Here is a 23,141-nt window from a genome sequence, read left to right as displayed (position 1 = left end):
CCCAGGCAAAGCGCAAAACTACTGGCACTGACCAATGCCATTCAGAGCTAACCAGCACTCATTTTCTTAAATTTTTATTAATTTATGACTAATCGTCACAATTTGTAGGAAAACGTGGCACACTAGTCAGCCCGCTGAATGTTGTAAGTCAGGTATAAGCTCAGAACCATTATTCCGGGCTTTTCACTATAAGTGGCTCTAATCCGGGAGTGCTGCCAGCTCGTAGTATCAGCGCTGAAACTCTTGGGTCTTTATTAACTTTTAATCTGGTTACCGCTATGAAAAGATTTAAATCTATATTATTTGCCGTACTTGGCTGATCTGTGTGTTTATGGTGCTTGCAGGGGTCAAAGGTGGCCAGATTGCAGCCATGATCGAATCAGGTGAAACTTTTGTGCCGCCACCAGAACATGTCAGCACCTTTATTGTAGAGCAACAAAGCTGGCCTAATACCTACAATGCGATAGGCACGGTGCTGGCGGACGAAGGTATTATTGTCGCGGCTGAGGTACCGGGTCGGGTGAAAAAAATCAGTTTCAGTAATGGCCAGCAAGTCACTGCAGGCACAGTATTGATTGAACAGGATGTCACCAATGAGCAGGCTCAGTTGCGTTCAGCTGAAGCCAGCTTAAAACTGGCGAAAACCAGTTATGACCGTTTAGTGCAGTTACGTAGCACTAACATTGCCACTCAAAGCGAACTGGATAATGCCAAACAGCAACTGGACAGCGCCGCAGCTCAGGTCGATAACTTAAAAGCCACCTTGCAGAAAAAAGTCATTCGCGCGCCTTTTGATGGCCGTATTGGTATTCGTCAGGTGGATTTAGGCACAGATTTACAAGCAGGAACTCCGATAGTGTCATTGCAGGCCACCAATAAAGTGCGGGTCAACTTCCCTGTGCCGCAACACTGGCTGACCCAGATCACTAAAGGTTTACCTGTAGAAGTGTCTGTCGGTGACGGAGCTGTGATTGTCAAAGGCGAGATCAGTGCGATAGGTGCAGAAATTAATACCAGCACCCGAAACGTAATAGTACAGTCCATTCTGGACAACAGCTCTGACGTATTAATTCCAGGTATGGCGGTCTCTACCACTGTAACCTTAACAGAACCACATCAACTGCTGGTGGTACCAAGCACTGCCATTATTTACGCGCCTTTTGGTGACACCGTATTTGTAGTAGAAAAAGATGACAAAGGCGGCTTAAAAGCCCGTCAACAGTTTGTCCGTCTCGGTAAAGCCCGTGGTGATTTTGTTGAAGTGATTGATGGCTTAAAAGCCGGTGAGCAAGTGGTAAGCGCTGGAGCCTTTAAATTATTTAACGGCCAGGCTGTGGTGCTGAGTAAAACTCAACCACCAGAGTTTAAAGCAACACCAACACCTGCTGATACCTGATTTGTACTTGCTAATAACCAGCCATTAAGAATGAGCAGATTATGAATTTTACCGATATTTTTATTAAGAAGCCTGTACTGGCCATAGTGGTCAGCCTGCTGATATTGCTCGCTGGCTTCCAGTCGATGAGCAATATGACGGTACGGCAGTACCCACGTTCAGACATAGCTGTGATCAAAATTACTACGGCTTACATAGGTGCCAACGCTGATTTGGTTCGTGGTTTTATTACCACCCCTATAGAGCGTGCTATCGCCTCAGCTGGTGGTATCGACTATATCGAATCGCAAAGCACTATGGGCGTGTCGACAGTCACAGCGCATTTACACCTGAACTATGACCCGCTCAAAGCCATGACGGAAATCAGTGCTAAGGTCAATCAGGTAAGGGGAGATTTACCGCCAGAAGCCGAAGTGCCTGCTATTGCTATTGAAGCCGCCGACAGCCAATTTGCTGCGGCTTATTTAAGCTTCAGCTCAGACATTCTGGAGCAAAACCAAATTACTGAGTTTTTAAGCCGTTCTGTACAACCGCGTTTAATTGCCATCAGTGGTGTACAAAAAGCAGATATCCTGGGTGGCCGCACTTTTGCAATGCGGGTCTGGCTCAAACCAGAGCGTATGGCGGCTTTAGGTATTACCGCTTCTGATGTGCGCACTGCCCTGACTGACAATAATATTCAGGCCACCATAGGTCAGACCCGGGGCGCTTACACCCAGGTGAATTTGCGCGCCAACACCGACATGAAAAGTGTTGATGAATTTAAGCGTATGATTTTACGTCAGAATAGCGACGGTATAGTGCGTTTGTCTGATGTAGCAGATGTGGTGTTAGGTGCTGACGATTACAACACGGACGTTAACTACTCAGGCGAAACCGCTGTCTTTATGGGCGTTTTTGTTGCGCCAAATGCCAACTCGCTGGATGTGATTAAAGCAGTGACCAAAGAGATGGAGCAAATTAAAGCTGAGCTGCCCAGTGGTTTAACAGGTGAAGTGTCTTACGACGCCACCAAATACATTGAAGCTGCTATTGATGATGTCGTAAAAACACTGGGCGAAACTTTACTGATTATCGTCATAGTCATCTTCCTGTTTTTAGGGTTCAGCCGCTCAGTGCTTATTCCTATAGTGGCTATACCGCTGTCATTGATTGGCGCCATGTTTATTATGAAGCTGTTTGGCTTCTCATTAAACCTGCTGACCTTGCTATCGATCGTTTTGTCAGTGGGTCTGGTGGTGGATGACGCCATTGTTATGGTGGAAAACATAGAGCGCCATATTCAAAATGGCCTGAAACCTTTCAAAGCAGCCTTAGTCGCGGCCCGCGAACTGGGTGGCCCTATTATTGCGATGACAGTGACTTTGATTTCTGTCTATGTGCCTATAGGTCTACAAGGTGGTTTAACAGGGACCTTATTCCGTGAATTTGCCATTACACTGGCAGGTGCTGTGGCTATTTCTGCCATTGTCGCTATTACGTTGTCACCCATGATGGCATCGCGGATGTTAAAACCTCATACCAGCAATAAAGCACCACTGGATGCTATTTTTAGCCGTTTCCAACACTTTTACAGCCGTAAGCTCGAAAGTAGTTTAAATAACAGATCGGGCGTCTATGTATTCTGGGTTGGTATTATGCTGCTGTGTGTACCTTTATACAGCATGTCACCCAAAGAGCTGGCACCAGTAGAGGATCAGGGCGTTATTTTCGGCATAGTCGACTCTCCCGCTAACTCAACAGTGGATCAGTCCTCTTATTACGGTAAGTACGTGAACGAAGCTTTTATGTCCGTGCCTGAAACTGACTTTACCTTCCAAATCACCTTCCCTACTGGTGGTTTTGGCGGCATGGTGACTAAACCCTGGGCTGAACGTGAGCGTACAGTCTTTGAGATGATGCCGGAAGTACAGCAAAAACTGGCAGAAATATCAGGGGTTAGAATTTTACCTATCACTCCACCTGCTTTACCTGGTGGTGGCCAATTCCCTGTTGAATTTGTCATTGCCTCTACGGCTGAGTCAAAAGAGATTTACGACTATGCGCTGAAACTGGAAAAAGTGATGCGTGAAAGTGGTATGTTCCCGTTCCAGGTGATAGATATGAAGGTGGATCAGCCTGAGTATCAGTTGAATATCGACCGCGATAAAGTGGCGGATCTAGGCCTGAATATGCGTGATGTAGTGCAGGACTTAGGCACTTTGTTAGGTGGTGGTTACGTCAATCGCTTTAACATGTCAGGACAAAGTTACAAAGTGGTACCGCAGGTAAAAAGGATAGAACGCTTAACTCCTGATGATTTAACCAATCTCTATATCAAAGGCCCACAAGACCAAATGATTCGGGTTGATCAAATCGCCAGCCTGACTCACAGCACTGTGCCACGCAGCATCAACCGTATGCAGCAGTTAAATGCTGTGAAAATCAGTGGTGTGACTATTAAACCTCTGGATGAGACCCTAACCTTCCTGGAGACCGAAGCGAAGAAGTTACTGCCTAGCGGTTATTCAATAGATTACACAGGTGAATCCCGCCAGTTAAAACGGGAGGGCAATACCTTCCTGCCAGCCTTTACTCTGGCAGTGACTATGATTTTCCTGGTGCTCGCGGCTCAGTACAACAGCTTCCGTGACCCTATCGTCATCTTGTTAGGTTCAGTACCGCTGGCTCTGTTTGGTGCCCTGGTCTTTACCTTCCTGAAAATACCAGCGCCTATGCCATTTTTCACCGACGGCTTTACCAGCACACTGAACATCTACTCGCAGGTGGGTTTAGTCACCCTGATAGGTTTAATAGCCCGTAACGGTATTCTGGTGGTGGAATTTGCCAACAAGCTGCAGGAACAAGGTAAGTCTAAATTGGAAGCTATTCGTGAAGCTTCAGTGCTGCGGTTGCGTCCTGTAATGATGACCAGCATTGCGACTATCGCCGGTCACACGCCACTGATTTTCGCTGAAGGCGCAGGTGCCGCTGCACGTAACTCTATAGGTATAGTCCTGGTACTGGGGATGACGATCGGAACCTTGATGACACTCTTTGTGTTACCTTCTGTCTATATGCTGATCGCCAAAGATCACAGCCATGACAAGGTAGTGGACGAAGAGGATGACGAAGAAGAGCATCAGGTGAAACCAGTCTAAAAACCCAAACATGAAGCTGGGGCCAGATAATATTAGTTACACATAGCTAGTATCATCTGTCCCCCCTTGTTACTGAGTTAGTAGTGATTCAAATTCCTTTGGCGACACAGCTTTAGACCATAAATAACCTTGAGCATAGTGACAACCTGCTTGCTGTAATAACTCCAGACTCTGCTGATCTTCCACGCCCTCAGCCACAGTATGCAAACCTAAGCTGCTTGCCAGTTGAATAATACCTTTGACCAGAGCCAAATCTTTGCCGTCATGTGAGATACGGCTAACAAAAGATCGATCTATTTTTAAACTGCTGAGCTGAAACTGGCTTAAATAGCCTAAATTAGAATAGCCGGTACCAAAATCATCGATTGCAAAATGCACACCCAAAGCCGATAACTGTTGTATTTGTTGTTTTACCAAAGCGGTATCATCAATCAGTACAGACTCGGTTAGCTCCAACTCCAGTGAATGTGCGGCCAAGCCAGTCTCCTGCAGAACTTGCCGGATCAGAGCAGGTAAATCGCCCTGTTTGCATTGCATGACAGAGATATTGACGGCAATACGAAGCGCATACCCTGAGTTTTGCCATGCGACGGCCTGAGCACAAGCCTGTTGCAACACAAAAAGCCCTAACTCTTGAATCAAGCCCATTTCCTCAGCCAGAGGAATAAAGACGGACGGCGCAATCACACCCAATTCAGAATCAGTCCAGCGCAATAAAGCTTCTGCTCCAAATACTGTATTCGTTTTGATGTCATAGACAGGTTGATACAGCACAGAGAATAGTTGCTGTTTGACGGCCAAACGTAAGCGCATCATCAGATTAAATTTGTCCAGTTGCTGCTGTTCCATCTCGCTCTGATACCAGCAAAATCTGTTACGCCCCATCTTCTTCGCCTGATACATAGCGGTATCAGCTTTTTTACACAGCAGGTGAAAGTCAGTACCGTCCTGTGGCGACAATGCCACCCCAACAGAAGCCGATAGCTGCACTTTATGTTGCTGCACCAGAACTTCCTGTTGGCAATGTTGCAATAAGTTTTGCACTAAAAGTTCAAGTTCTTGCCGCTGTTGCCATTGGGTTAACAGCACAACAAATTCATCACCACCAAAACGGCTTAACAGGTCCTGCTCCGACAAGGCTCGCTGCAAATTGACCGCTAATTGCTTTAAAACCTCGTCTCCAGCCTGATGCCCCAGCGCATCGTTAATAGGCTTAAAGTTGTCTAAATCAATAAATAGTAAAGCGACTTCTGCTTCAGGTTTGGCCGCCACGGCTCGTTGAAAGGCAAGTTCACATTGAGCGCGGTTCACTAAGCCAGTCAGTGGATCGTGCTGAGCCAAACGCTGAATTTCCAACTGAGAGCTGACGACTCTTTCGTTTTCCTGCTTTAACTGCAGCAGAGCGTCTTTGGTATCCCGGGCAATCAACCTCATGCTTAAGCCACTGACAATCAGCAGAATATTTAAAGTAACAAAAGAGTTAACTGTCGGCAGAGGCTGGCGAAACTCAATCCAGCCATACAAAGTAGCTAAAGCCAGAGCAGAACAAAACAGCAAAATAAAACCGAATAGCAACCAATAAAAACGCTTCCCGCTGTACATAGCGGCATAAGCCAATACCAATGGGTAACCCAGCAACATCAGGTCGAAAATACCCAAATTAATACTGATCAGACTACAGATCATCAGGGTTAACAACCACAACAAAGCATCGGTAGCAAAACGGACTTTAGCCCGGTAAAGCAAAATCAGAATGCACACTAAGCCAACGGCTGTGGCCAATAAAATGGCTGAGGATTTAGGACCTGACGGCAAGACACCACAGATCACTGCAGTCAGACAAATCCAGACAATTTGCTTTAATCGCTTAAGTTGATGAGCAGTTAAAACAATCACATCAGTGCTGGCTGATAAATCAAAAAAAGTCCGCTGTTTCATATCCTGCCTTATGCCTGAATGAACCACAATGTACCGCTGATGAAAACGATAAAAGCTGCAATAACAAATTCTTTGCTCAGAATACCAGACTACTGAAAAATAAACACAGTGGGGAGGAGCAGAATTTGCCGGATCTAAGTTTCTGCACTTTGTCATGCTGCACTACTTCGAGGACAGTATTGACGCCAAGCTGTGACGTGCGTAAAAAAACACCGGCACAAGTCCGGTGTTTTGATGGTGGATGCAAGGGCTTCACTTACATACTGTAGCGCACCCCTAAGGCGAAAGTACGGCTGTATAACGCAGTGCCGAAATTGCCTGTGGTCGCGTCATTACCATAGTAACTCTGATAAAGCTCATTGGTCAGGTTAGTGCCATCCAGAGTAATTTCAAACTGCTCTGTCAGTTTGTAACTTAACTGGAAATCCATACTGGCTTCGGATTTACGACGCATCTCCAGCGGGTTAGCAAATAAAGCCGCTTCATAGTTGGACAGGAATCCCTCGCGCCAGGAGTAGGATAATCTCATCCCCAAGTCGTTTTTATCGTATGCCAGCACCACACTGTAAGACGAGTCTGACACACCAAACAGATCGGTGTCTCTGTAGCCGGTAATTTCACCTTCACTGTTCGTATCTGGTGTGGTTTGTTGAGATGACAAACGGGTATAACTGGCTTGTACCCCAAAGCCATCTAAAGCTTCAGGTAAATAGTCAGGGAACCAGACCAGACCAATTTCAGCCCCAGACAACTCGCCATTAGAGGCGTTATAAGGCTGCGTCAGTACAAACTTATAAGGGGTTGAGTCGGTTGCTGATTTTGGCGCTGTAACAGAGCGGCGGAAGCCCACCACAAAACCATCAATATCACGTCTGAATAAAGTACCGTACAAAGAACTGGCTTCAGCAAAATACCACTCCAGCGACAGATCGTAGTTTTTCGACTCTGTCGGTTTCAAATCCGGATTGCCGCCGCCAGCCGTGCCATAGCCTATGCCTGTGACATCCTCGTTGTAGATGATCAGTGGATTTAAATCACCAAAGGCTGGATAACGTAAAGTTTCGGTGTAAGCAAGCCGGGCCTGCACATCATCCGTCAGCTGATAACGAGCCGTCAGACTAGGCAAAATTTTGCGGGTTTTACTCTCGCCAGCAGTAGTATTTTGCACTGTTCCAGGCGCGCTTTCCTGATAGAAAGTGGAGTCTGTGTCTATGCCCGTGTAACGCGCACCAATTTCACCGTTTAATGCACGACCTGCCACTTCGGTTTCAAACTTGCTCTGCAAATACAAGGACAAAGTGGTGGCGTCAATATCAAAGGAGCGCTGTAAATCCAGTTTGTTCATGCCATACAGAGCGCGGAACTCGTCAGCGTTATTACGGATATAATAGCCATTAGCCACAGCCCAGCTGGTTGGCACATTGGCTTCACCGTCCATAAATCCTGAATTGATCGATGCCAGCCCGTCTATAGTGCCTACATTAACCTCACCGCCGCAGCAACGATCCTGACGGCTGAATGATGTGGTCGCGCCACGCTTGTCATAACGCACACCTGTTTCTACTGTGGTAAAAAAACCATCAAGACGATAGGACAAGTCAGAAGTAAAAGTCACCGCATCGCCTTCGTCTTTATTGGCATTGTCGTACATGCCATCGATTCGATAAGCCGAAGCATCCGCCATACTAGACTCATCCACAGCTGTAGTCGCCGGATTGTCTTCAAAGTTAAAACCCGGAATACCACCGTTTTCATTAAAATCGACATTCAGTTTGTAGTTGTTACCCGGCCGCACAAAACGCATGGCAAAAAAATCACTGTTGTATTCACTGTCCTGAACCACCAGTTCAGATTTTAACGTCATGTAGTCAGACAGCTCCCATTTACCACCTAAAGCATGCAGGTAACTGTCGGTTTTGCCTGTGGACAAGTCACCACTGGTAAAAACCCAAGGGTCGTTAACTGAACGGGATTTGACAATATTAGTGCCAGGATGCAACTGCACATTAGCCGCAGCGGCAGCCTGCGCTGGTGTCATGCCTGCATAACCACCCCAACCATCAGCAAAGGAGAATAGCAGGCTGTTAAAACCTTCATTACGAAAGCCGTTATAAAAGGATTCGAATACATACTCAGACTTTTCATTGGGAGCGAACTGCAAGGAAATATTGGCGGCAGGACGTTCGCGCTCACCGCTGAAATCACTTTGGAATATCGCATCACGACTGAGTAAATAAGGGGTTGCCACACCATTGATATCCAACGTAGCGCCCTGGTTTGATGGTAAACCCGCTAATAAACCCGGTTGCCAGATAGGATTTTCAGCAACCCCTGGCTTATCCAGAAAAATACGCTCGTAAGGGGTAAAAGGCGCTGTCGGATTTTCTGTCATAAAGGGCAGCATAGCGCCAGCAGTCACGCTTTGATCGCGGTAACGCATTCTGGAATAGGAGATATTCACCAAAGCGCCAAACTGACCAGAGTCCAACTCCCAGTTATTACTGGCTAAAGCGCTAAAGGTTGGATTAATTTCTTCATTTTGTTCGGTATAAATACCGCGGGCATTGGCAATAAACTTAGCACCGTCAAAATCAAAAGGCCGATGTGTTTTGACGTCAATAGAACCGGCAATACCACTTTCAATTTGACTGGCGGAACGGGTTTTATACACATCCACCTGTTTTAATAAACTGGCAGGAATATCCTGCAGAGCAACGGCTGTGCCTGAGGCGGTGAAAATATTTCTGCCATTCACTGTGGTGGTAATATCACTTAAACCACGAATGGAGACAGCCGAAATTTCGCCTGAAGCGCGGTTTGTCACCTGCACACCTGTCACGCGTTGCAAAGACTCCACTACGTTATTGTCGGGGAACTTACCAATATCTTCTGCGACTATCGCATCCACAATTTGTTCATTGTGACGCTTTACACCCAGCGCTTTATTCAGACTACCCCGAATACCTTTGACTTCAATAATTTCAACTTCTGCTGCTTTGTTATTTTCTTGCGCTGCATGCACTGGCTGACTTACTAATACAATAGCCATAGACACTGCACTGCTTAAGACGGATCGCTTAAACATGAGCTTCTTCTCCCCTTGTCGTGGTTTTAGTACACCTTCCCAGTCAAAACACAGCAGACCTTCGAGGCATTTTTTTATCATTTCTTAAATCATGCTATTGTATGATTAATAGACTGTCAACTCAGAAACAAAGAAATATTCATCTCGAAAGATAAATTCCGATTGAAGGTAAACTGTTAGTTTTAACGGCAGATTTGCACCTATATCAACTACAATCTATAGTCTTAACGGCCCGGCTGTGACCGCCTTTTAGTGACAAGGTCTTGAGCCATAGATCAAAAGCGGCACAAAGCAGCTTTTATCAGTCCGCACCACCTACTGGAGAAACCATGAGTACTGTGAATCCACAAATTACCGACGCGGTCACCCAAACCAATACGACAGTGCTGTGCAATGCACCGAGTCAGGCGATAGCTACTTTGTATCAACTCAGCGCCCATGCGTTAGGGCTTGCGATGCATAACGCCGTTAGTAACCAGCAGAATCTCAATCAGCTCAATCCGGCTATTGTGGCTCAGGCTATTCAACTGCTGAAAAGCTAAACGGGACCACATCAGATGACAACCACAACAGATCCTCATTCAGAGCCAGCCGGAAGTATCGAACCCTTTGAGGCTGTATGCCAGCAATTGCTTCAGACCAATCCACAACTTGCCTCAGCAGCAAGCCGACTTATGGCCAACCAGACCGCGGCTTTGATGCTGGAGGATATGCGCTGTTTTTTGCAGGGTAGCGAACAACTTCTATTCGTGGCCTTGGCAAAAGCGGCCCATTTGGCCACAGAGGAAACAACCACAGAGCAAGGCAAAGCAGCATTAAGTGCTGTCACAGACGCACTACAAGGTTTAACAGGTTTTGCGCGGGAGCTGACGGCTGCGGCCAGCGCTGTCGCAACAGCTTTTGATAATAAAACAACGGGTTAACTAGACACTCATGGTAATAACAGTAGTAAGAATAAACTCAATAAAGGAGAATAAAAATGGCTACTTCAGTCAATGAACAAATCACAGATGCCGTAACTCAAAGCAATGTCAAAGTTGTGCCTGAAAGTCCAGCCATGGCGATGGGAACTTTGTACCAGAGTATGGCTCATTCCACCGGGATTTTGTTTGAGAACGCGGTCAGTAATCAGCGGCAACAGGATATTCTGGCGCAGGCCGCAACCACTCAAGGCGTTATGCAGATTTATAGCGTAGATACTATGGCTGATGCACTGGCTGTCACCACAATGCAGGATGCCTCTAAAAGCTGATCCAGTAAAACTCAGGCCACAGTGAATTGTGGCCTGAAAATTTCATCTGAGCAGTCAGTGCTGCAGTGATTGATCCCGTATCGCTTTAAACTCTTTTCCTGGCAACCAATTAGGCCAGCTTTGGCTGTTGGCCACTTCTAAACCCACCTGATAAAACAGGAATAGATCCTGCTGTGAGCCGCGTAAATCCCAATTGGGGTCAAACTCGTCGTTCACCTTGTGGTAGTAATCAGACACGTAGTTTTTGCGTTGTGCAAGACCCCAGTCTTTGCCGTGCTCTACACTGTCGATACCACCACGGGCATACAACATAGGCACGCCTTTTTTCGCCAGATTAAAGTGGTCTGAGCGGTAATAAAACCCATCCTGTGGTGTAGGTTCAGGCGCTATGTAGCGGTTTTGCGCTTTGGCGTATTTGCCCAGAATAGGCTCCAGCTCTGAACTGCCATAACCAAATACCATCACATCACGCATTGGGCCGTAGACATTCATAATGTCCATATTGATACCGGCCACAGTTTTATTCACCGGAAACAGGGGATGTTCGGCATACCAGCGCGAACCTAACAACCCCCGCTCTTCTGCGGTGACAGCCACAAAAGCAATGGAGCGCTCTGGTGCCGGGCCTTGTTTAAACTTCTCAGCCAGTGCTAATAATCCTGCTATACCGCCGGCGTTATCCTGAGCACCGTTAAAAATTTTGTCATCGCTGCGGCTGAAATCCAGACCAAAGTGGTCCCAATGCGCCATATAAATCACGGCTTCATCCGGCTTTTTACTGCCAGGAATAAAACCTATGACGTTGTTGGAATCAATTTCACGTAAGTTGTTTTTAATGCGGATACTGGCTTTGGCATTCAGTGGTATGGCTTTAAAATCGGGCTTTAGGGCTTTGGCTTTCATCTGTTTTAAGCTGCTGCCATTGGCGGCAAATAAACGTTCGGCCGCGTCCAAAGATAACCAACCTTCGACCTGAGCTTTGTGCATATTTTTATTGGCATCTGCCAGTTCAAAACGAATCGGGCTGGTGCCAGCCACTACATTCCAGCCATAACTGGCCGCTTCAGTTTCGTGTACGATCAACAGCATGGCTGCGCCCTGACGAGCCGCTTCTTCGTATTTGTATGTCCAACGGCCGTAATAGGTCATGGCATTACCGGTAAAAAGTTCAGGATCCTGAGTGGCAAAACCCGGGTCGTTCACCAGAACGACCACTGTTTTACCTTTTACATCTAAATCTTTGTAATCGTTCCAGTTGTATTCAGGCGCCACTATGCCGTAACCGGCAAACACCATTTCGCTGTTTTCAACGTTAATCTCTGGCACCATGCGGGTCGACCAGGCCATCATATCGGTTTTGTACACCAGCGAAGCTGCGGTTTTATCGCCAGTCAAGGTCATGCTGGAGACGGACACAGGGTCAATTTGCACCACAGGTACAGCCTGACGGTAACTACCGTCTTTGTAAGCCGTTAAACCTAAACGTTTAAATTCGGATTCAAGATAGGCGACAGTGCGTTTTTCACCTTCTGTGGCCGGAGCCCGGCCTTGCATTTCATCCGACGCTACTTTTTCAAAATAGCGGGCGAAATTAGCGTTAAAGTCGGTTTGAACTAATGCCGGTTCTGCGGCACTGGCGCTAAAAACCAGACCCAAAGCCAAAGTGGTTGCTAACTTATTCATAGATCCCCTTTTGCAGTGTCAGAGCCTTGGCTCTGACACTGCGCTCGGTTAACCGGAATATCCCCTAAGTCATTGGAGTTGCAGCGCGACGACAAGCGAGCAAGACCCAGGAACATAGCTGTCTATGTGACTGGGGCTGTGAGCGCCGGCAACAAAGCTGCGGCTTCAAGAACGACGGGGATAACTTATTTGGCGGCTAGAGATGCATCCCGTATAGCACGGAACTCACGGCCTTCAAACCAGTTTGGCCACTGATCTGAGTTGGCTAGTTCACTACCTACCTGATAGAACAGATTCATGTCTTGCTGCACACCACGTAAGTCCCAGCTGTCATTAAATTCGTCAGCGGCTTTGTGGTAACAGCAGACGTTGTAGTCTTTCTTCTGGGCTGCGCCCCACTCTTTACCATGCTCAAAACTGTCGATACCACCTTTAGCGTACAGCATTGGCACACCAACTTTGGCCAGATTGAAGTGGTCTGAGCGGTAGAATGAACCGTGCTCAGGACTTGGCTCAGGCGCGACATAACGGCCTTGTTGTTCGGTGTATTTCGTCAGCAGATTTTCCAGCTCTGAGTTGTTATGCCCCACCACTACCATATCTTTCATCGGACCATAGACATTCATCACGTCCATATTAATACCGGCAACAGTTTTGTTCAGTGGGAACACAGGATGAGCGGCGTACCAGGCTGAACCTAATAAACCACGTTCCTCAGCGGTGACCGCAAGGAAAGCCACTGAACGTTTTGGCTTCGGCTGTTTGGCAAAATGTTCGGCCAGAGCTATCACAGCAGCAGTACCGCTGGCGTTGTCTTGTGCACCGTTAAAGACTTTGTCTTTTGGATTAGAAAAATCCACACCCAAGTGATCCCAGTGGCCCATATACAGCACCACTTCGTCCGGTTTTTCTGAACCTTCGATATACCCCATCACGTTGTTTGACGTCAGTTCACTGATATTGTTTTTCACTGAAACCGAAGCTGTTACGCCCATAGGCACAGGGGCAAAGTCTTTGCTCAGTGCTTTTTGGCGCATGGTTTCAATGTCAGTGCCCATAGCAGCAAACAACTGCTGCGCCGACTCAGTGGTCAGCCAGCCTTCTACTTTGGATCTATCCATATTTTTATTAGGATTAATCAGGTCAAACTTAGTAGGCGAGCCACCCGCTATCACCTGCCAGCCGTAAGATGCAGGTTCAGTTTCGTGGATAATCAAGGCCATTGCAGCCCCCTGGCGAGCCGCTTCTTCAAACTTATAGGTCCAGCGACCGTAATAAGTCATGGCATTGCCGGTAAAGAGGTTTGGATCTTTTGTGGCAAAACCCGGATCGTTAACAAACATCACGACGGTTTTGCCTTTGACGTCCAGACCTTCATAGTCGTTCCAGTCGTATTCCGGCGCTACTATGCCGTAACCCACAAACACCAGCTCGCTGTCTTTGACTTCAACCTGTTCTGTCACTTGCGTGGTCCAGGCCATCATTTGCTCTTTGTATTTCAGCTCTGCATTAAGCTTATCGCCAGAGAGTTTCAGGCCAGACACTTCTTTAGGATCAATACGCACTAAAGACACAGGCTGCAGGTAGCTGTCGCCATTAATACCTTTGAGACCAATACGTTTAAATTGCTCTGAAATGTAGTTAATGGTTTTTTCTTCGCCCGGCGTTGCAGGCATACGGCCCTGAAATTCATCAGAAGCCAGAGTTTTTAAGTAGTCTTTGTAGGCTGAGTTAAACTCAGTTCCAACCAAAGCTGTGGCGGCTTTGGCAGATTCAACTGCTGCAGTGCTGGCGGTTTGTTCCTGTTCAGCGGGTTTAGAACACGCTGTTAAGGTTAAAGCAGCCATCACGGTCAGAGTTGTGGCTGAAAACCAAAATTGTGGCTTCATAACACTCCCGATTTATTATTTTAAACCCTTCGTACTTGAAGCTGCAGCTTTGTTGACTGCGCGCTCTCGCCCCAGTCACATAGGTTAACTATGCTCCTGGGGCCTCACGCTCTTGTCGCCGCACTGCAACTCCAATTACTTTGGGTTGAGTTCTTAGGTGTAAATACTCTCTGATACTAACCAAGCGAACTGCGACTGACCAGAGCAGTTATCGCAGCTTTTGCCCCGTTAGCGGTGATTTCGCCGTCAATTGATTTATTTTCCAGCGCCCCAGTTGGCTTTTGGTAAAGCAACAGCTTTGCTTAAATCAAAATCAACTCGAAATTCACGGCCTTCGCGGGTTAAGCGATAGCTGAAACTCTCGTTCGGGTATAAGTACATATGCCAGGTATTGCCGACGGACTGTGGTGTTTTGGTTTTGATAAATAAATCTTTTGAGTAGTCATCTGCCGGAAAACTCTGAGCTTCAGCCCAACCAGCTGTAGAAGTATGGCCACCGTACAGAGTAGACTGATCATCTGTACCATCTTCATGCTTATGTTGGTGCTGTAGCTTAAGGCCAGTGTCGGTTTTGCTAATAATCCAGGTGCGGGAGCGGTTTTCACCAACGACAAAAGGCACCTGAATTTGTGTGTCGCTGCAATCGCGCACATGCATCACCATATCGCCACTAAACGCAGCGCTTGGCTGATTATCCAGAGTGGTTTTGCCAGCAAAAGCTTTGCCACACAGCGCTTTTAACTGGTCAAAAAACTGCAGTTGCGCCTGGCTTGGTGCAGCAGAAACAGACCATGAAGCAAGACTGATTGTGACAGCGGACGTTAAGGAAAAGGCGTTGATAAATAATGTTTTTTTAGTTATTTGCATCCGTGGACTCCTTTTTTTCGTAACCGCACTATACCTTTATTAAATGCCTTAACGCAAAAGCCGGGCAACCAGAGGAAAGGAAATGCAAAATTTAATAGATGCTAAATTACTAATGAAAGTATTTAGCAAAGTGGAACAACAAGGCACTGATGTGGATACGCCATTTGGCAGAGGTTTTGAGCTGGACGGCATGACCATAGCCAGTGGTTTTGATGGCTACGATTTATATTTTGTCGCAGACCAAGTCACTGTCACTTTGGGTTTTCACCAGAAATATCATATAGATGCCAAAGACGAAGAACATATAGAGCGCTTTATCCAACGTTTAAAGCGGATAGAGGCGAAATAAGCTATTAGCGCTTTACAGGCTCAGCTTATGAAAACGTATGCAGGAAAAAAGTCTGACAGAGTGGCTGTGTTAGCATAAGGAAAAACGACATGGAACCAGACAAAGATGCGTCTATCTATTTACTCCAAAAGCAACACCCTGCTGCTCAGTGCTCTGGCTCTTGCTGCAGTGGCCTCTTGCGGTAAAGTACCAGTGGAACCTCAAACCGCCACTAAACAAGTAGCTGTAGAAAAGCCAGTTCCAGCCAGTGAGCCTGTCGCAGCGCCAGCAGGCAAAGTAGTGGTGTATCAGATGTTTACCCGCTTATTTGGCAATAGCAACAGCACCAATCAGCCCTGGGGCACCATAGAACAAAACGGTGTCGGTAAATTTAACGATATTAACCAAGCTGCACTCAAAGGCATCAAAGAGCTGGGTGCAACTTATGTCTGGTATACCGGCATTTTGCACCATGCCGTGATTAGAGATTACAGCGCTTATGGCATAAGTTTGGACGACCCGGATGTAGTCAAAGGCCGTGCCGGCTCTCCTTATGCAGTGAAAGACTATTACAGTGTCAATCCGGATTTAGCAGTAGACCCGGCCAAACGAGTGCAGGAATTCGAAGCACTAATAGAACGAACCCATGCAGAGGGTTTAAAAGTTATTATTGATATAGTGCCTAACCATGTGGCACGGCATTACAAATCTTTGGATAAACCTGCCGGCATTGAAGATTTTGGTGCCAATGATGACATCAGTGTTGAATACAAACGAGACAATAACTTCTACTACGTGGTTGGCCAGCCGTTCCAGGTGCCAAAGCCACTAAATGGCTATCAGCCTTTGGGCGGCGAAGCACATCCACTGTCTGACGGCAAATTTGATGAAAATCCGGCGAAATGGACAGGCAATGGCTCGCGTTTAGCTCAGCCTGACTTTAACGACTGGTACGAAACCGTCAAAGTAAACTACGGTGTTAAACCAGATGGCAGCTACGATTTTGATCGCCTACCGGCCGACTACGCCGATAAATCAGTGCAGGAACACGCGGCCTTCTGGCAAGGTAAAGACCTGCCTAACTCTTGGCTGAAATTCCGTGATATCGCCTTCTACTGGTTGGATAAAGGTGTCGATGGTTTCCGTTTTGATATGGCCGAAATGGTGCCGGTCGAATTCTGGAGCTTTTTAAACTCCAGCATTAAAACCAAGAACCCGGACGCTTTTTTATTGGCTGAAGTCTATAACCCGGCCTTGTACCGCGACTATATTCACCTCGGCAAAATGGATTATCTGTACGACAAAGTAGAAATGTACGATAGCTTAAAGCTGGTGATGCAAGGTAAAGGCAGCACAGATGCCATAGCTCAGGTGCAACAAGGTATGGCGGATATTGAACACCATATGCTGCACTTTTTAGAAAACCACGACGAGCAGCGTATTGCCGCGCCTGAGTTTGCCGGTGATGCCAACAAAGCCAAGCCCGCTATGGTGGTATCGGCGTTAATCAGCAGCTCTCCAACTATGTTGTATTTTGGCCAGGAAGTAGGGGAAGCCGGTGCTTTAGATTCAGGTTTTGGCGACCCAAGCCGCACCACTATTTTTGACTACGCTGGCGTACCTGCTCATCAGAATTGGCTTAATGACGGCAAATTTGATGGTGGCAAACTGACGGCCGAACAAAAACAGCTACGTGAGTTTTATGCCAGATTACTGACCTTATCGGCAACAGAAGCAGTATTTAACGGCGCTTACCGGGAGCTGCATAACATCAACAAAGCAACTCCAGGTTATGGCGATAAAACCTATGCTTTCACTCGTTTTAACGAGAAAACCAAAGTGATAGTGGCCAGTAACTTCGCCACGACGGCCACAAGTTTTGCGCTGAAATTGCCTGCTGATTTGTTGCAACAATGGCAGCTGGGTAAAGGCGATTATGAGCTAAAAGATCTGTTATCTGAACGTAAAGCTTCTTTAAAAGTGACAGGCGATGCAGCTTCAGTGCAAATCGAACTGGCTCCGCAGGAGTCTGTGGTGCTGAAGTTTTGATGGGTTGAGTTGGATATTGATTGATACTTTGTTTTTTGGATTCAGGCGGAAGTAACCTCTACTTCCGCCAGTTGTCACTAAATAAAGGTTTTAATATCAGTCGTCTTTACTGGTACCTGGTTTGCCACAACTCGGTAATGACTTACAGTCAGTTATCGTTACCGTTCCCCTTGGAATATCATATACACCCAGACTAAAAGCGTTAATCCAGTAGTTAATTAGCGCGGCATCACCATCCACTTTAATCCTCATTCCTGCCAGACCAACTGCCATCAGAGGTACCGTATTATTATTTTTGTCTACCACTTGCCAAATTTTGATATAGAGTTTGCCATTTGCATCGACGCTTAACTTAATTCTGACAAAACCTCCGTTTTCCATTGCGATTTGATAAGTGTTAGGTAAGTTGCTTTTCAATAATCCTATTGCCTTCGCTATTTCTTCGATATTGTACAAAGCCTGATTCATATTAGTTCTGGATTTTAAAAAGTCGTTCACATCATTTTCGCAATAAGCGCAATTTACCCATTCCCAAGGGTGTGAAATAAGTGATGCTGGAATAGTAATACTGTTGCTTGCATCGGTAGCTTCAGCCACGGCAGCTTTAAGATTTTGCATACGCTGTGTTAAAGCTGGAGTTGTAGCTACGACTTCTTGCATAAAGATTTTTTTAGTCGTTTGTAAAAAAGGCATCTCATGAACAGTCAATCGAACAGACGTAGTTGTATAGGTGTTCAAATCCAGTGAATGATAAAGTATCTGATCACCTAATTGCATTTTGGCTAGCTGAGGGTACGAATAGTTGTGTGCATTTTGCTTAATTTGATTTACATCACAACCAGTGCAAACTTCGGTAGCAACGATCTCTGCCGCAGCAGCATTAAGTAGTGGGACCAAAACCAAAATAAATGATGCAATAATGTTACGCAAAACCACCTCCAATGTTTCAAATGAAATTAATTATCATTTGATAAATAAAAGGATGTCAAGAAACTACGATCACATTAGCCCTATAAAGACCAGATCTTGCCCTTTGCTCTCACCTGATATTTAACGATATGGCTGAGGGTTCAGAATCTTAACCTATAGCTGTCAGACTACTTACTAAACAGTTAAAATCGCCGTCAGTATCCAGGCAGCACAAATAGCTTAGCCTCTGGACCAATGCAGACAGCTAGTCAAAAACCAGAGCAACGCCAAAAAAGGCAAAATAATAAACAGCTCTTCACCAATCAGCTGGATAAAAGTGTACAGATAAAACAATACCAGTTGATCATTAGAGGCCTCTTTGAGCTTTGCAAAGGCTGGATTGGATTCTGTAATCCAGAAATTTTCTACAATAAGAGCGACAGAAAAAGTGACCAGCAGATTTAGCAAAGCAAAACCCAACATGAGCCGCAGTTCCCGCCATCCTACTTTATAAAATAAAGCTTGAAGCTGGTGCCACTAAGCACATACAAAGTACCCAACGGAATGTAAACAAAAAGTATGGCAGGCATAAAAGCGGCGAGATCGCCTTGAAGTAGATGAGCTACACCAATAAGAGCGGCAAAACCTGCAGCCACGGCAAGCATCAACAGCTCCTATTGGCCTGGTGTTAAACCCACAGGAATAGCCTTATAAAACGGAAAATCATGGCCAGGAACTTCCAGACCTAAACAGCCTGATGTTTTACTCATGGTTGAATTCCTTTCCTTAACTTTGGTAGCAAGCCTTGGCCACTAAAAATAGCATCACTAAGTATCCAAAATATAAGGTTCAACCAATAGATGTAAAGCCAAACTATAGTTATTCCAGAAACCACCAAGCTTAATTCGTTACTGCAGAATCAGCTTTAACCTTTTGTAAATATTGATTAAATTTCTCTATCAATAGCTTATGTTCTGGTTCGTTTCGCAATGCCAGATGTAAGGTTTTTAGTTCAGTTAAACTGGCGTTAAATTGCACCTTATCTGTCGCCAAACGTTTAACTTCTGCATCATGCTCAAGCAAATAAAGTAAAACCCTGCGGTCTATCACCGCCAAATCCAGCCGACCTAAAGCGACTTTAAGAATGTTTTGCCGATCAGAAAACGCCAGTTGGGGTGTCAGTTGGCCTCTGGCAATCATTTGATCAACCACTGTTAAATTGACATAGTCTTGCACCACACCTAACTGAAAATTTGGCAGCAACACAGCAGTGAGTGGCCCCAGAGGTTTTGCTTTTGATTCAACAAACCCCAGCTCGCTGCTGCCTAAACTATCCGACAAAATAAAGCTGGGGTTATGAGTTTGATACTCTGGAAAATAGCCTGCGTATGAAGCGCCTGAGCTTTCACTGGCGCGAATGGCTCTGGACCAGGGTAAAAACTCTGTCTGTAACTCCAGTTGCATAGCCGCAAAGACTTGCCGCAGCAGTATTGAAGTTTCACCTTGCTGTTCAAGCTGATGTCCTGTGTAGGGTGGCCAGTCTAAACTGGCCAGCCGCACAGGCTCAGCTACGACGGCCTGCACAGATGCAGATACACTCCATAGCAAAAACAACCACTTCTTCACTCGTTTTGCCTCAACTTAGCAACGCAATTGCGCCAGTTGAGCATCCATGGCTCCGGTAATGCTGTCAATCTCTTTGCTGATCAGCAGGTTTTGTTTAGCCAGTTGATTCAATGCCTTAGTTGCGTCATCTATGGCGGTAATATTCCGGTTAATTTCTTCACTGACCTGATTTTGTTCCTCAGCCGCTGACGCTACCTGAAACGCGTTATCCGCTATGGTAGAAATACCAGCTGTGGCCAGTGACAGTTTTTCATACGAACTTTCAGCTTCTTGCAAAGTGCTGATCACCTTAGCGGTATTAGTATGAATTTGCTGTACTGCAGCTGAAACTTGCTGCTGCAAAGCATGGATCAGGTTTTTAATTTCGTCGGTAGAGCTGTGAGTGCGGGCAGCCAGTGAACGAACCTCGTCAGCAACCACAGCAAAACCCCGGCCTTGCTCCCCTGCCCGTGCCGCTTCAATAGCAGCATTTAATGCCAGTAAATTCGTTTGCTCCGCTATGGCCTGGATCACATCAATGATGCCGTTAATTTTCTGACTACTTTGCGCAACCTCATTAACACCTTGACTGGTGTGATTAAATTCAACAGACACAGCTTTGAAAGCCTCAACTGTATTCTGAAACAACTGATTGGCCGACGTTAACGCCTCCAGTGATTCCTGAGCGCCTTGGGCTGTGCTTCCGGCCAGATTAGCCACTTCATGGGCTGTGGCTGACATTTCATGCATGGCAGAAGCCACATTCTGAATTTCGCTGGCTTGAATACTGACCGAACTATTGGTTTGATCCGTGGTTTTGACCATTTGCTCGGATTGATACTGCATCAGCTTGGAGGATTCTTTTAAGTTGTTGATCATGGAGCGTAATTTAGCCGTAAATAGATTAAAGCCATCGGCCATATCATTCAGTTCCTGATGCTGGCTTTGAGTTAACTGCCGGGTTAAATCGCCCTCCGACCCCGCCAGCTCTTTCATCAGCATGCTCATTTGCAATATAGGCGCAGTCGCCGTTTTTAAGCCTAAAGCCATTAACAGCACAAAAGCCAATAACAGGATCACTCCCAAACCAATCATACTTTGTGTAGTTTGAGCAGAATCTGCATTCAGTTGCTCTGCCAGTTGAGTTGCCATCGCTAAGGCTGTGACTTCAGGCACAGCCACAACGACAGTCCAGCCAGATTGTGTACTGTCGAGTTTAATGGGCTGAGTTACCAGCATCGAGCCGTTGTATAAACTCACACCAGCCTGCTGTTTTTCCAGATGAGCAGTTAATTCAGCATCCAGGCTTTTAATAGATTGCCCCAGTTTGTCGGGAAATCTATTACTGGCCACTACTGAGCCATATTTACTCAGTAAATAAAGTTGCGCTTTGCCGCCGTATAATAAATCAGCCTGAGCTTGCAGTAATTGTTGTAGTACAGGCAGGTTTAAATCGACACCAGAAACGCCACGAAACTGATCCTGAGTCACTACGGGGTAGACCAAAGAAGTTAACAACACCTGATTACCCGGCGCTATTTCCCATAAATAAGGCTCCATCAGACAAGCTTTTTTACTGTCACGGCTACACAGGTACCATTCGGCTTCCCGCACACCAAATTCGTTTTTAGTCTCTTTGTATTTCACTGCAGGATCTGGTGTTTGCACAAACTTCAGCTGATTTTGTTCACGTACCCAGTAAATTTCCATAGTGCCGGTTTTCGAGCTGTGATCATTGGCAATTGAGAATTGGCTGTCAGCCCCATCATAGCCATTGGGTTCAAACTGACTGTATAAAGATGAAATACCTGTGTTGCTGGCGAGGATGTGACCCGCCATTGCCTTCACTTGCTCGCGACTGTAGGGGGTCTGCCCACTACCCAGTGCTGTACCAGATAATAAAGCCGCAAAGTTCTTCGCCGTATCAAAGTTGCGATCCAGTACACTACTGGTCTCTAGGGCTGTGCGCTGTGCTGCTTCGGTCAGAATTTGTTCGGCTAAGGTGCGTACCGACTGCGTGAGTTTAGTCACGGCTGATTTATTGCTGCTGGTCATTGAATACCAACCAATAAAAGCCATGCTGCCTATACTGATAGAAAGTAACAGTGCGACACCAAAAGTGAGTTTAAAACGTAAGGAATTTAACTGCATCATCGCCACCTAGAACCAATTAAATGTTTTTGCCACTGACAACGAAAAGGTAGGTTCACCTAAATCATCCAGCTCCAAATCGGTATCATCAAAAGCAGCTGTCCATTTTGCCCCGAACCATTCACCCAGTAATGCAAGACGCCAATGATAGTAGGTGCCGTCATTATCACGTAAAAATTTGCTGGTATCTGTTGAAGTGGAACGATCAGCCGACAGCTGTAAGGTCAAGTCCTGTGTTAATTGCACATTTTGCGTCAACATCACTATGTAATGCCCGCCACCAGCACCAAAATAATCTTTGGCATACCAATAACTGAGTTTAGTGTCTCTGTAAGATACTTTGATGTAAGCCTCCGGATAATCGAAAGCGCTGCTATCGCTGCTGCCATAATAAGTGTAATGCGCTATGCCAAGATCCATTGCCCAGTTGTTGCCTAAATCGGTGTAATAGCCTGTATAAAAATCAACTTCCCGGTCGGTATTTTCGGCAAAACTGACGTTGGATCCCCAGGTACCAAGATACCAACCGGAATCGGACACCCAGTCAAGACTGGGTTGTAAAGCCGGATCATCCTGAGTCAGCGTAATACCATTAAATAAATAGTTAGAAGTCAGAGTAACAGTGGAACTCAAATTGGCCTGAGCCGATGGGTTGAAACCCAATATCAGGCAAGCCGGTACAAGAAATTTTGTGATCTGCATACAGACTCCAATGCTGATTGAGAATTAAATTCAGATACTTAGACTCCATTCTGTGATATCGCTATTTAGGTATAGCAACAGTTGTTAAAAAAAGCCCGAACCAAAACTGAATTCCCCAATACAGAAATAGACATCTAAACACCCAGA

At 46.0% G+C, this 23,141-nt stretch carries 18 protein-coding genes; 7 read left to right on the top strand and 11 right to left on the bottom strand.

Annotation, left to right across the window (positions count from 1 at the left end):
- Positions 1–331: 331 nt before the first annotated feature.
- Positions 332–1,396, top strand: coding sequence for an efflux RND transporter periplasmic adaptor subunit (locus WH43_RS14880; protein WP_152342881.1), 1,065 nt, complete (start codon positions 332–334; stop codon positions 1,394–1,396).
- A 41-nt stretch (positions 1,397–1,437) separates the two neighbouring features.
- On the top strand, positions 1,438–4,536 hold the full coding sequence (locus WH43_RS14875) for an efflux RND transporter permease subunit (protein ID WP_053425384.1): 3,099 nt from the start codon (positions 1,438–1,440) through the stop codon (positions 4,534–4,536).
- A gap of 69 nt (positions 4,537–4,605) precedes the next feature.
- On the opposite strand, the gene WH43_RS14870 is transcribed toward WH43_RS14875, so the two are convergent.
- A complete protein-coding gene (locus WH43_RS14870; RefSeq protein ID WP_053425383.1) occupies positions 4,606–6,474 on the bottom strand; it encodes a putative bifunctional diguanylate cyclase/phosphodiesterase in 1,869 nt (622 codons plus the stop codon).
- A 256-nt stretch (positions 6,475–6,730) separates the two neighbouring features.
- Positions 6,731–9,559 carry a TonB-dependent receptor gene (locus WH43_RS14865; RefSeq protein ID WP_053425382.1) on the bottom strand — a complete coding sequence of 943 codons (2,829 nt, stop codon included), beginning with the start codon at positions 9,557–9,559 and terminating at the stop codon, positions 6,731–6,733.
- Positions 9,560–9,888: 329 nt separating this feature from the next.
- Between WH43_RS14865 and WH43_RS14860 the strand changes: the two genes are divergently transcribed.
- Genes WH43_RS14860 through WH43_RS14850 form a run of 3 tightly spaced genes read left to right on the top strand, consistent with a single transcriptional unit; the run spans position 9,889 to position 10,811 of the window.
- Positions 9,889–10,101, top strand: coding sequence for a RebB family R body protein (locus WH43_RS14860; protein WP_053425381.1), 213 nt, complete (start codon positions 9,889–9,891; stop codon positions 10,099–10,101).
- Between the two features lie 15 nt (positions 10,102–10,116).
- Positions 10,117–10,482 (top strand): hypothetical protein, encoded by a 366-nt coding sequence (locus WH43_RS14855; protein ID WP_053425380.1) that lies wholly within the window; start codon positions 10,117–10,119, stop codon positions 10,480–10,482.
- Between the two features lie 56 nt (positions 10,483–10,538).
- Positions 10,539–10,811 (top strand): RebB family R body protein, encoded by a 273-nt coding sequence (locus WH43_RS14850; protein ID WP_053425379.1) that lies wholly within the window; start codon positions 10,539–10,541, stop codon positions 10,809–10,811.
- Between the two features lie 54 nt (positions 10,812–10,865).
- On the opposite strand, the gene WH43_RS14845 is transcribed toward WH43_RS14850, so the two are convergent.
- From WH43_RS14845 to WH43_RS14835, 3 genes are all read right to left on the bottom strand, one after another.
- Positions 10,866–12,494, bottom strand: a complete 1,629-nt coding sequence (locus tag WH43_RS14845; RefSeq protein ID WP_053425378.1) for a M28 family metallopeptidase — start codon at positions 12,492–12,494, stop codon at positions 10,866–10,868.
- 185 nt (positions 12,495–12,679) lie between these two features.
- Positions 12,680–14,383 (bottom strand): M28 family metallopeptidase, encoded by a 1,704-nt coding sequence (locus tag WH43_RS14840; RefSeq protein ID WP_053425377.1) that lies wholly within the window; start codon positions 14,381–14,383, stop codon positions 12,680–12,682.
- Between the two features lie 255 nt (positions 14,384–14,638).
- Entirely contained in the window at positions 14,639–15,250 is a 612-nt protein-coding gene (locus WH43_RS14835) for a hypothetical protein (protein WP_053425376.1), read from the bottom strand.
- Positions 15,251–15,332: 82 nt separating this feature from the next.
- Here WH43_RS14835 and WH43_RS14830 point away from each other — a divergent pair, with 82 nt between their 5' ends.
- Complete coding sequence (locus WH43_RS14830; RefSeq protein ID WP_053425375.1) at positions 15,333–15,599, top strand: DUF3081 family protein; 267 nt, start codon at positions 15,333–15,335, stop codon at positions 15,597–15,599.
- 105 nt (positions 15,600–15,704) lie between these two features.
- Positions 15,705–17,627, top strand: coding sequence for an alpha-amylase family protein (locus tag WH43_RS14825; RefSeq protein ID WP_053425374.1), 1,923 nt, complete (start codon positions 15,705–15,707; stop codon positions 17,625–17,627).
- A gap of 96 nt (positions 17,628–17,723) precedes the next feature.
- On the opposite strand, the gene WH43_RS14820 is transcribed toward WH43_RS14825, so the two are convergent.
- The 6 genes from WH43_RS14820 to WH43_RS14800 form a co-directional block, all read right to left on the bottom strand.
- Positions 17,724–18,557: a hypothetical protein gene (locus tag WH43_RS14820; protein ID WP_053425373.1), complete on the bottom strand. Its 834-nt coding sequence runs from the start codon at positions 18,555–18,557 to the stop codon at positions 17,724–17,726.
- A gap of 219 nt (positions 18,558–18,776) precedes the next feature.
- Positions 18,777–19,019 (bottom strand): hypothetical protein, encoded by a 243-nt coding sequence (locus tag WH43_RS14815; RefSeq protein WP_053425372.1) that lies wholly within the window; start codon positions 19,017–19,019, stop codon positions 18,777–18,779.
- A gap of 20 nt (positions 19,020–19,039) precedes the next feature.
- Entirely contained in the window at positions 19,040–19,201 is a 162-nt protein-coding gene (locus tag WH43_RS20770) for a hypothetical protein (RefSeq protein WP_286049789.1), read from the bottom strand.
- Between the two features lie 235 nt (positions 19,202–19,436).
- Positions 19,437–20,162: a substrate-binding periplasmic protein gene (locus WH43_RS14810; protein ID WP_152342872.1), complete on the bottom strand. Its 726-nt coding sequence runs from the start codon at positions 20,160–20,162 to the stop codon at positions 19,437–19,439.
- Between the two features lie 15 nt (positions 20,163–20,177).
- Positions 20,178–22,292 carry a methyl-accepting chemotaxis protein gene (locus tag WH43_RS14805; RefSeq protein ID WP_053425370.1) on the bottom strand — a complete coding sequence of 705 codons (2,115 nt, stop codon included), beginning with the start codon at positions 22,290–22,292 and terminating at the stop codon, positions 20,178–20,180.
- A 9-nt stretch (positions 22,293–22,301) separates the two neighbouring features.
- A complete protein-coding gene (locus WH43_RS14800; protein WP_053425369.1) occupies positions 22,302–22,994 on the bottom strand; it encodes a TorF family putative porin in 693 nt (230 codons plus the stop codon).
- Positions 22,995–23,141 lie beyond the last annotated feature (147 nt).

It is taken from the genome of Rheinheimera sp. KL1 (genome assembly GCF_001275035.1).
In the GTDB taxonomy this organism is placed as follows: domain Bacteria; phylum Pseudomonadota; class Gammaproteobacteria; order Enterobacterales; family Alteromonadaceae; genus Pararheinheimera; species Pararheinheimera tangshanensis.
This window is presented reverse-complemented; position numbering and strand designations above follow the sequence as displayed.

What these genes read in the sequence shown, in the direction of transcription:
- WH43_RS14880 (WP_152342881.1), top strand. Translation starts at nt 332, where the DNA reads ATGGTGCTTGCAGGGGTCAAAGGTGGCCAGATTGCAGCCATGATCGAA.
- WH43_RS14875 (WP_053425384.1), top strand. Translation starts at nt 1,438, where the DNA reads ATGAATTTTACCGATATTTTTATTAAGAAGCCTGTACTGGCCATAGTG.
- WH43_RS14870 (WP_053425383.1), bottom strand. Translation starts at nt 6,474, where the DNA reads ATGAAACAGCGGACTTTTTTTGATTTATCAGCCAGCACTGATGTGATT.
- WH43_RS14865 (WP_053425382.1), bottom strand. Translation starts at nt 9,559, where the DNA reads ATGTTTAAGCGATCCGTCTTAAGCAGTGCAGTGTCTATGGCTATTGTA.
- WH43_RS14860 (WP_053425381.1), top strand. Translation starts at nt 9,889, where the DNA reads ATGAGTACTGTGAATCCACAAATTACCGACGCGGTCACCCAAACCAAT.
- WH43_RS14855 (WP_053425380.1), top strand. Translation starts at nt 10,117, where the DNA reads ATGACAACCACAACAGATCCTCATTCAGAGCCAGCCGGAAGTATCGAA.
- WH43_RS14850 (WP_053425379.1), top strand. Translation starts at nt 10,539, where the DNA reads ATGGCTACTTCAGTCAATGAACAAATCACAGATGCCGTAACTCAAAGC.
- WH43_RS14845 (WP_053425378.1), bottom strand. Translation starts at nt 12,494, where the DNA reads ATGAATAAGTTAGCAACCACTTTGGCTTTGGGTCTGGTTTTTAGCGCC.
- WH43_RS14840 (WP_053425377.1), bottom strand. Translation starts at nt 14,383, where the DNA reads ATGAAGCCACAATTTTGGTTTTCAGCCACAACTCTGACCGTGATGGCT.
- WH43_RS14835 (WP_053425376.1), bottom strand. Translation starts at nt 15,250, where the DNA reads ATGCAAATAACTAAAAAAACATTATTTATCAACGCCTTTTCCTTAACG.
- WH43_RS14830 (WP_053425375.1), top strand. Translation starts at nt 15,333, where the DNA reads ATGCAAAATTTAATAGATGCTAAATTACTAATGAAAGTATTTAGCAAA.
- WH43_RS14825 (WP_053425374.1), top strand. Translation starts at nt 15,705, where the DNA reads ATGCGTCTATCTATTTACTCCAAAAGCAACACCCTGCTGCTCAGTGCT.
- WH43_RS14815 (WP_053425372.1), bottom strand. Translation starts at nt 19,019, where the DNA reads ATGTTGGGTTTTGCTTTGCTAAATCTGCTGGTCACTTTTTCTGTCGCT.
- WH43_RS20770 (WP_286049789.1), bottom strand. Translation starts at nt 19,201, where the DNA reads ATGCTTGCCGTGGCTGCAGGTTTTGCCGCTCTTATTGGTGTAGCTCAT.
- WH43_RS14805 (WP_053425370.1), bottom strand. Translation starts at nt 22,292, where the DNA reads ATGCAGTTAAATTCCTTACGTTTTAAACTCACTTTTGGTGTCGCACTG.
- WH43_RS14800 (WP_053425369.1), bottom strand. Translation starts at nt 22,994, where the DNA reads ATGCAGATCACAAAATTTCTTGTACCGGCTTGCCTGATATTGGGTTTC.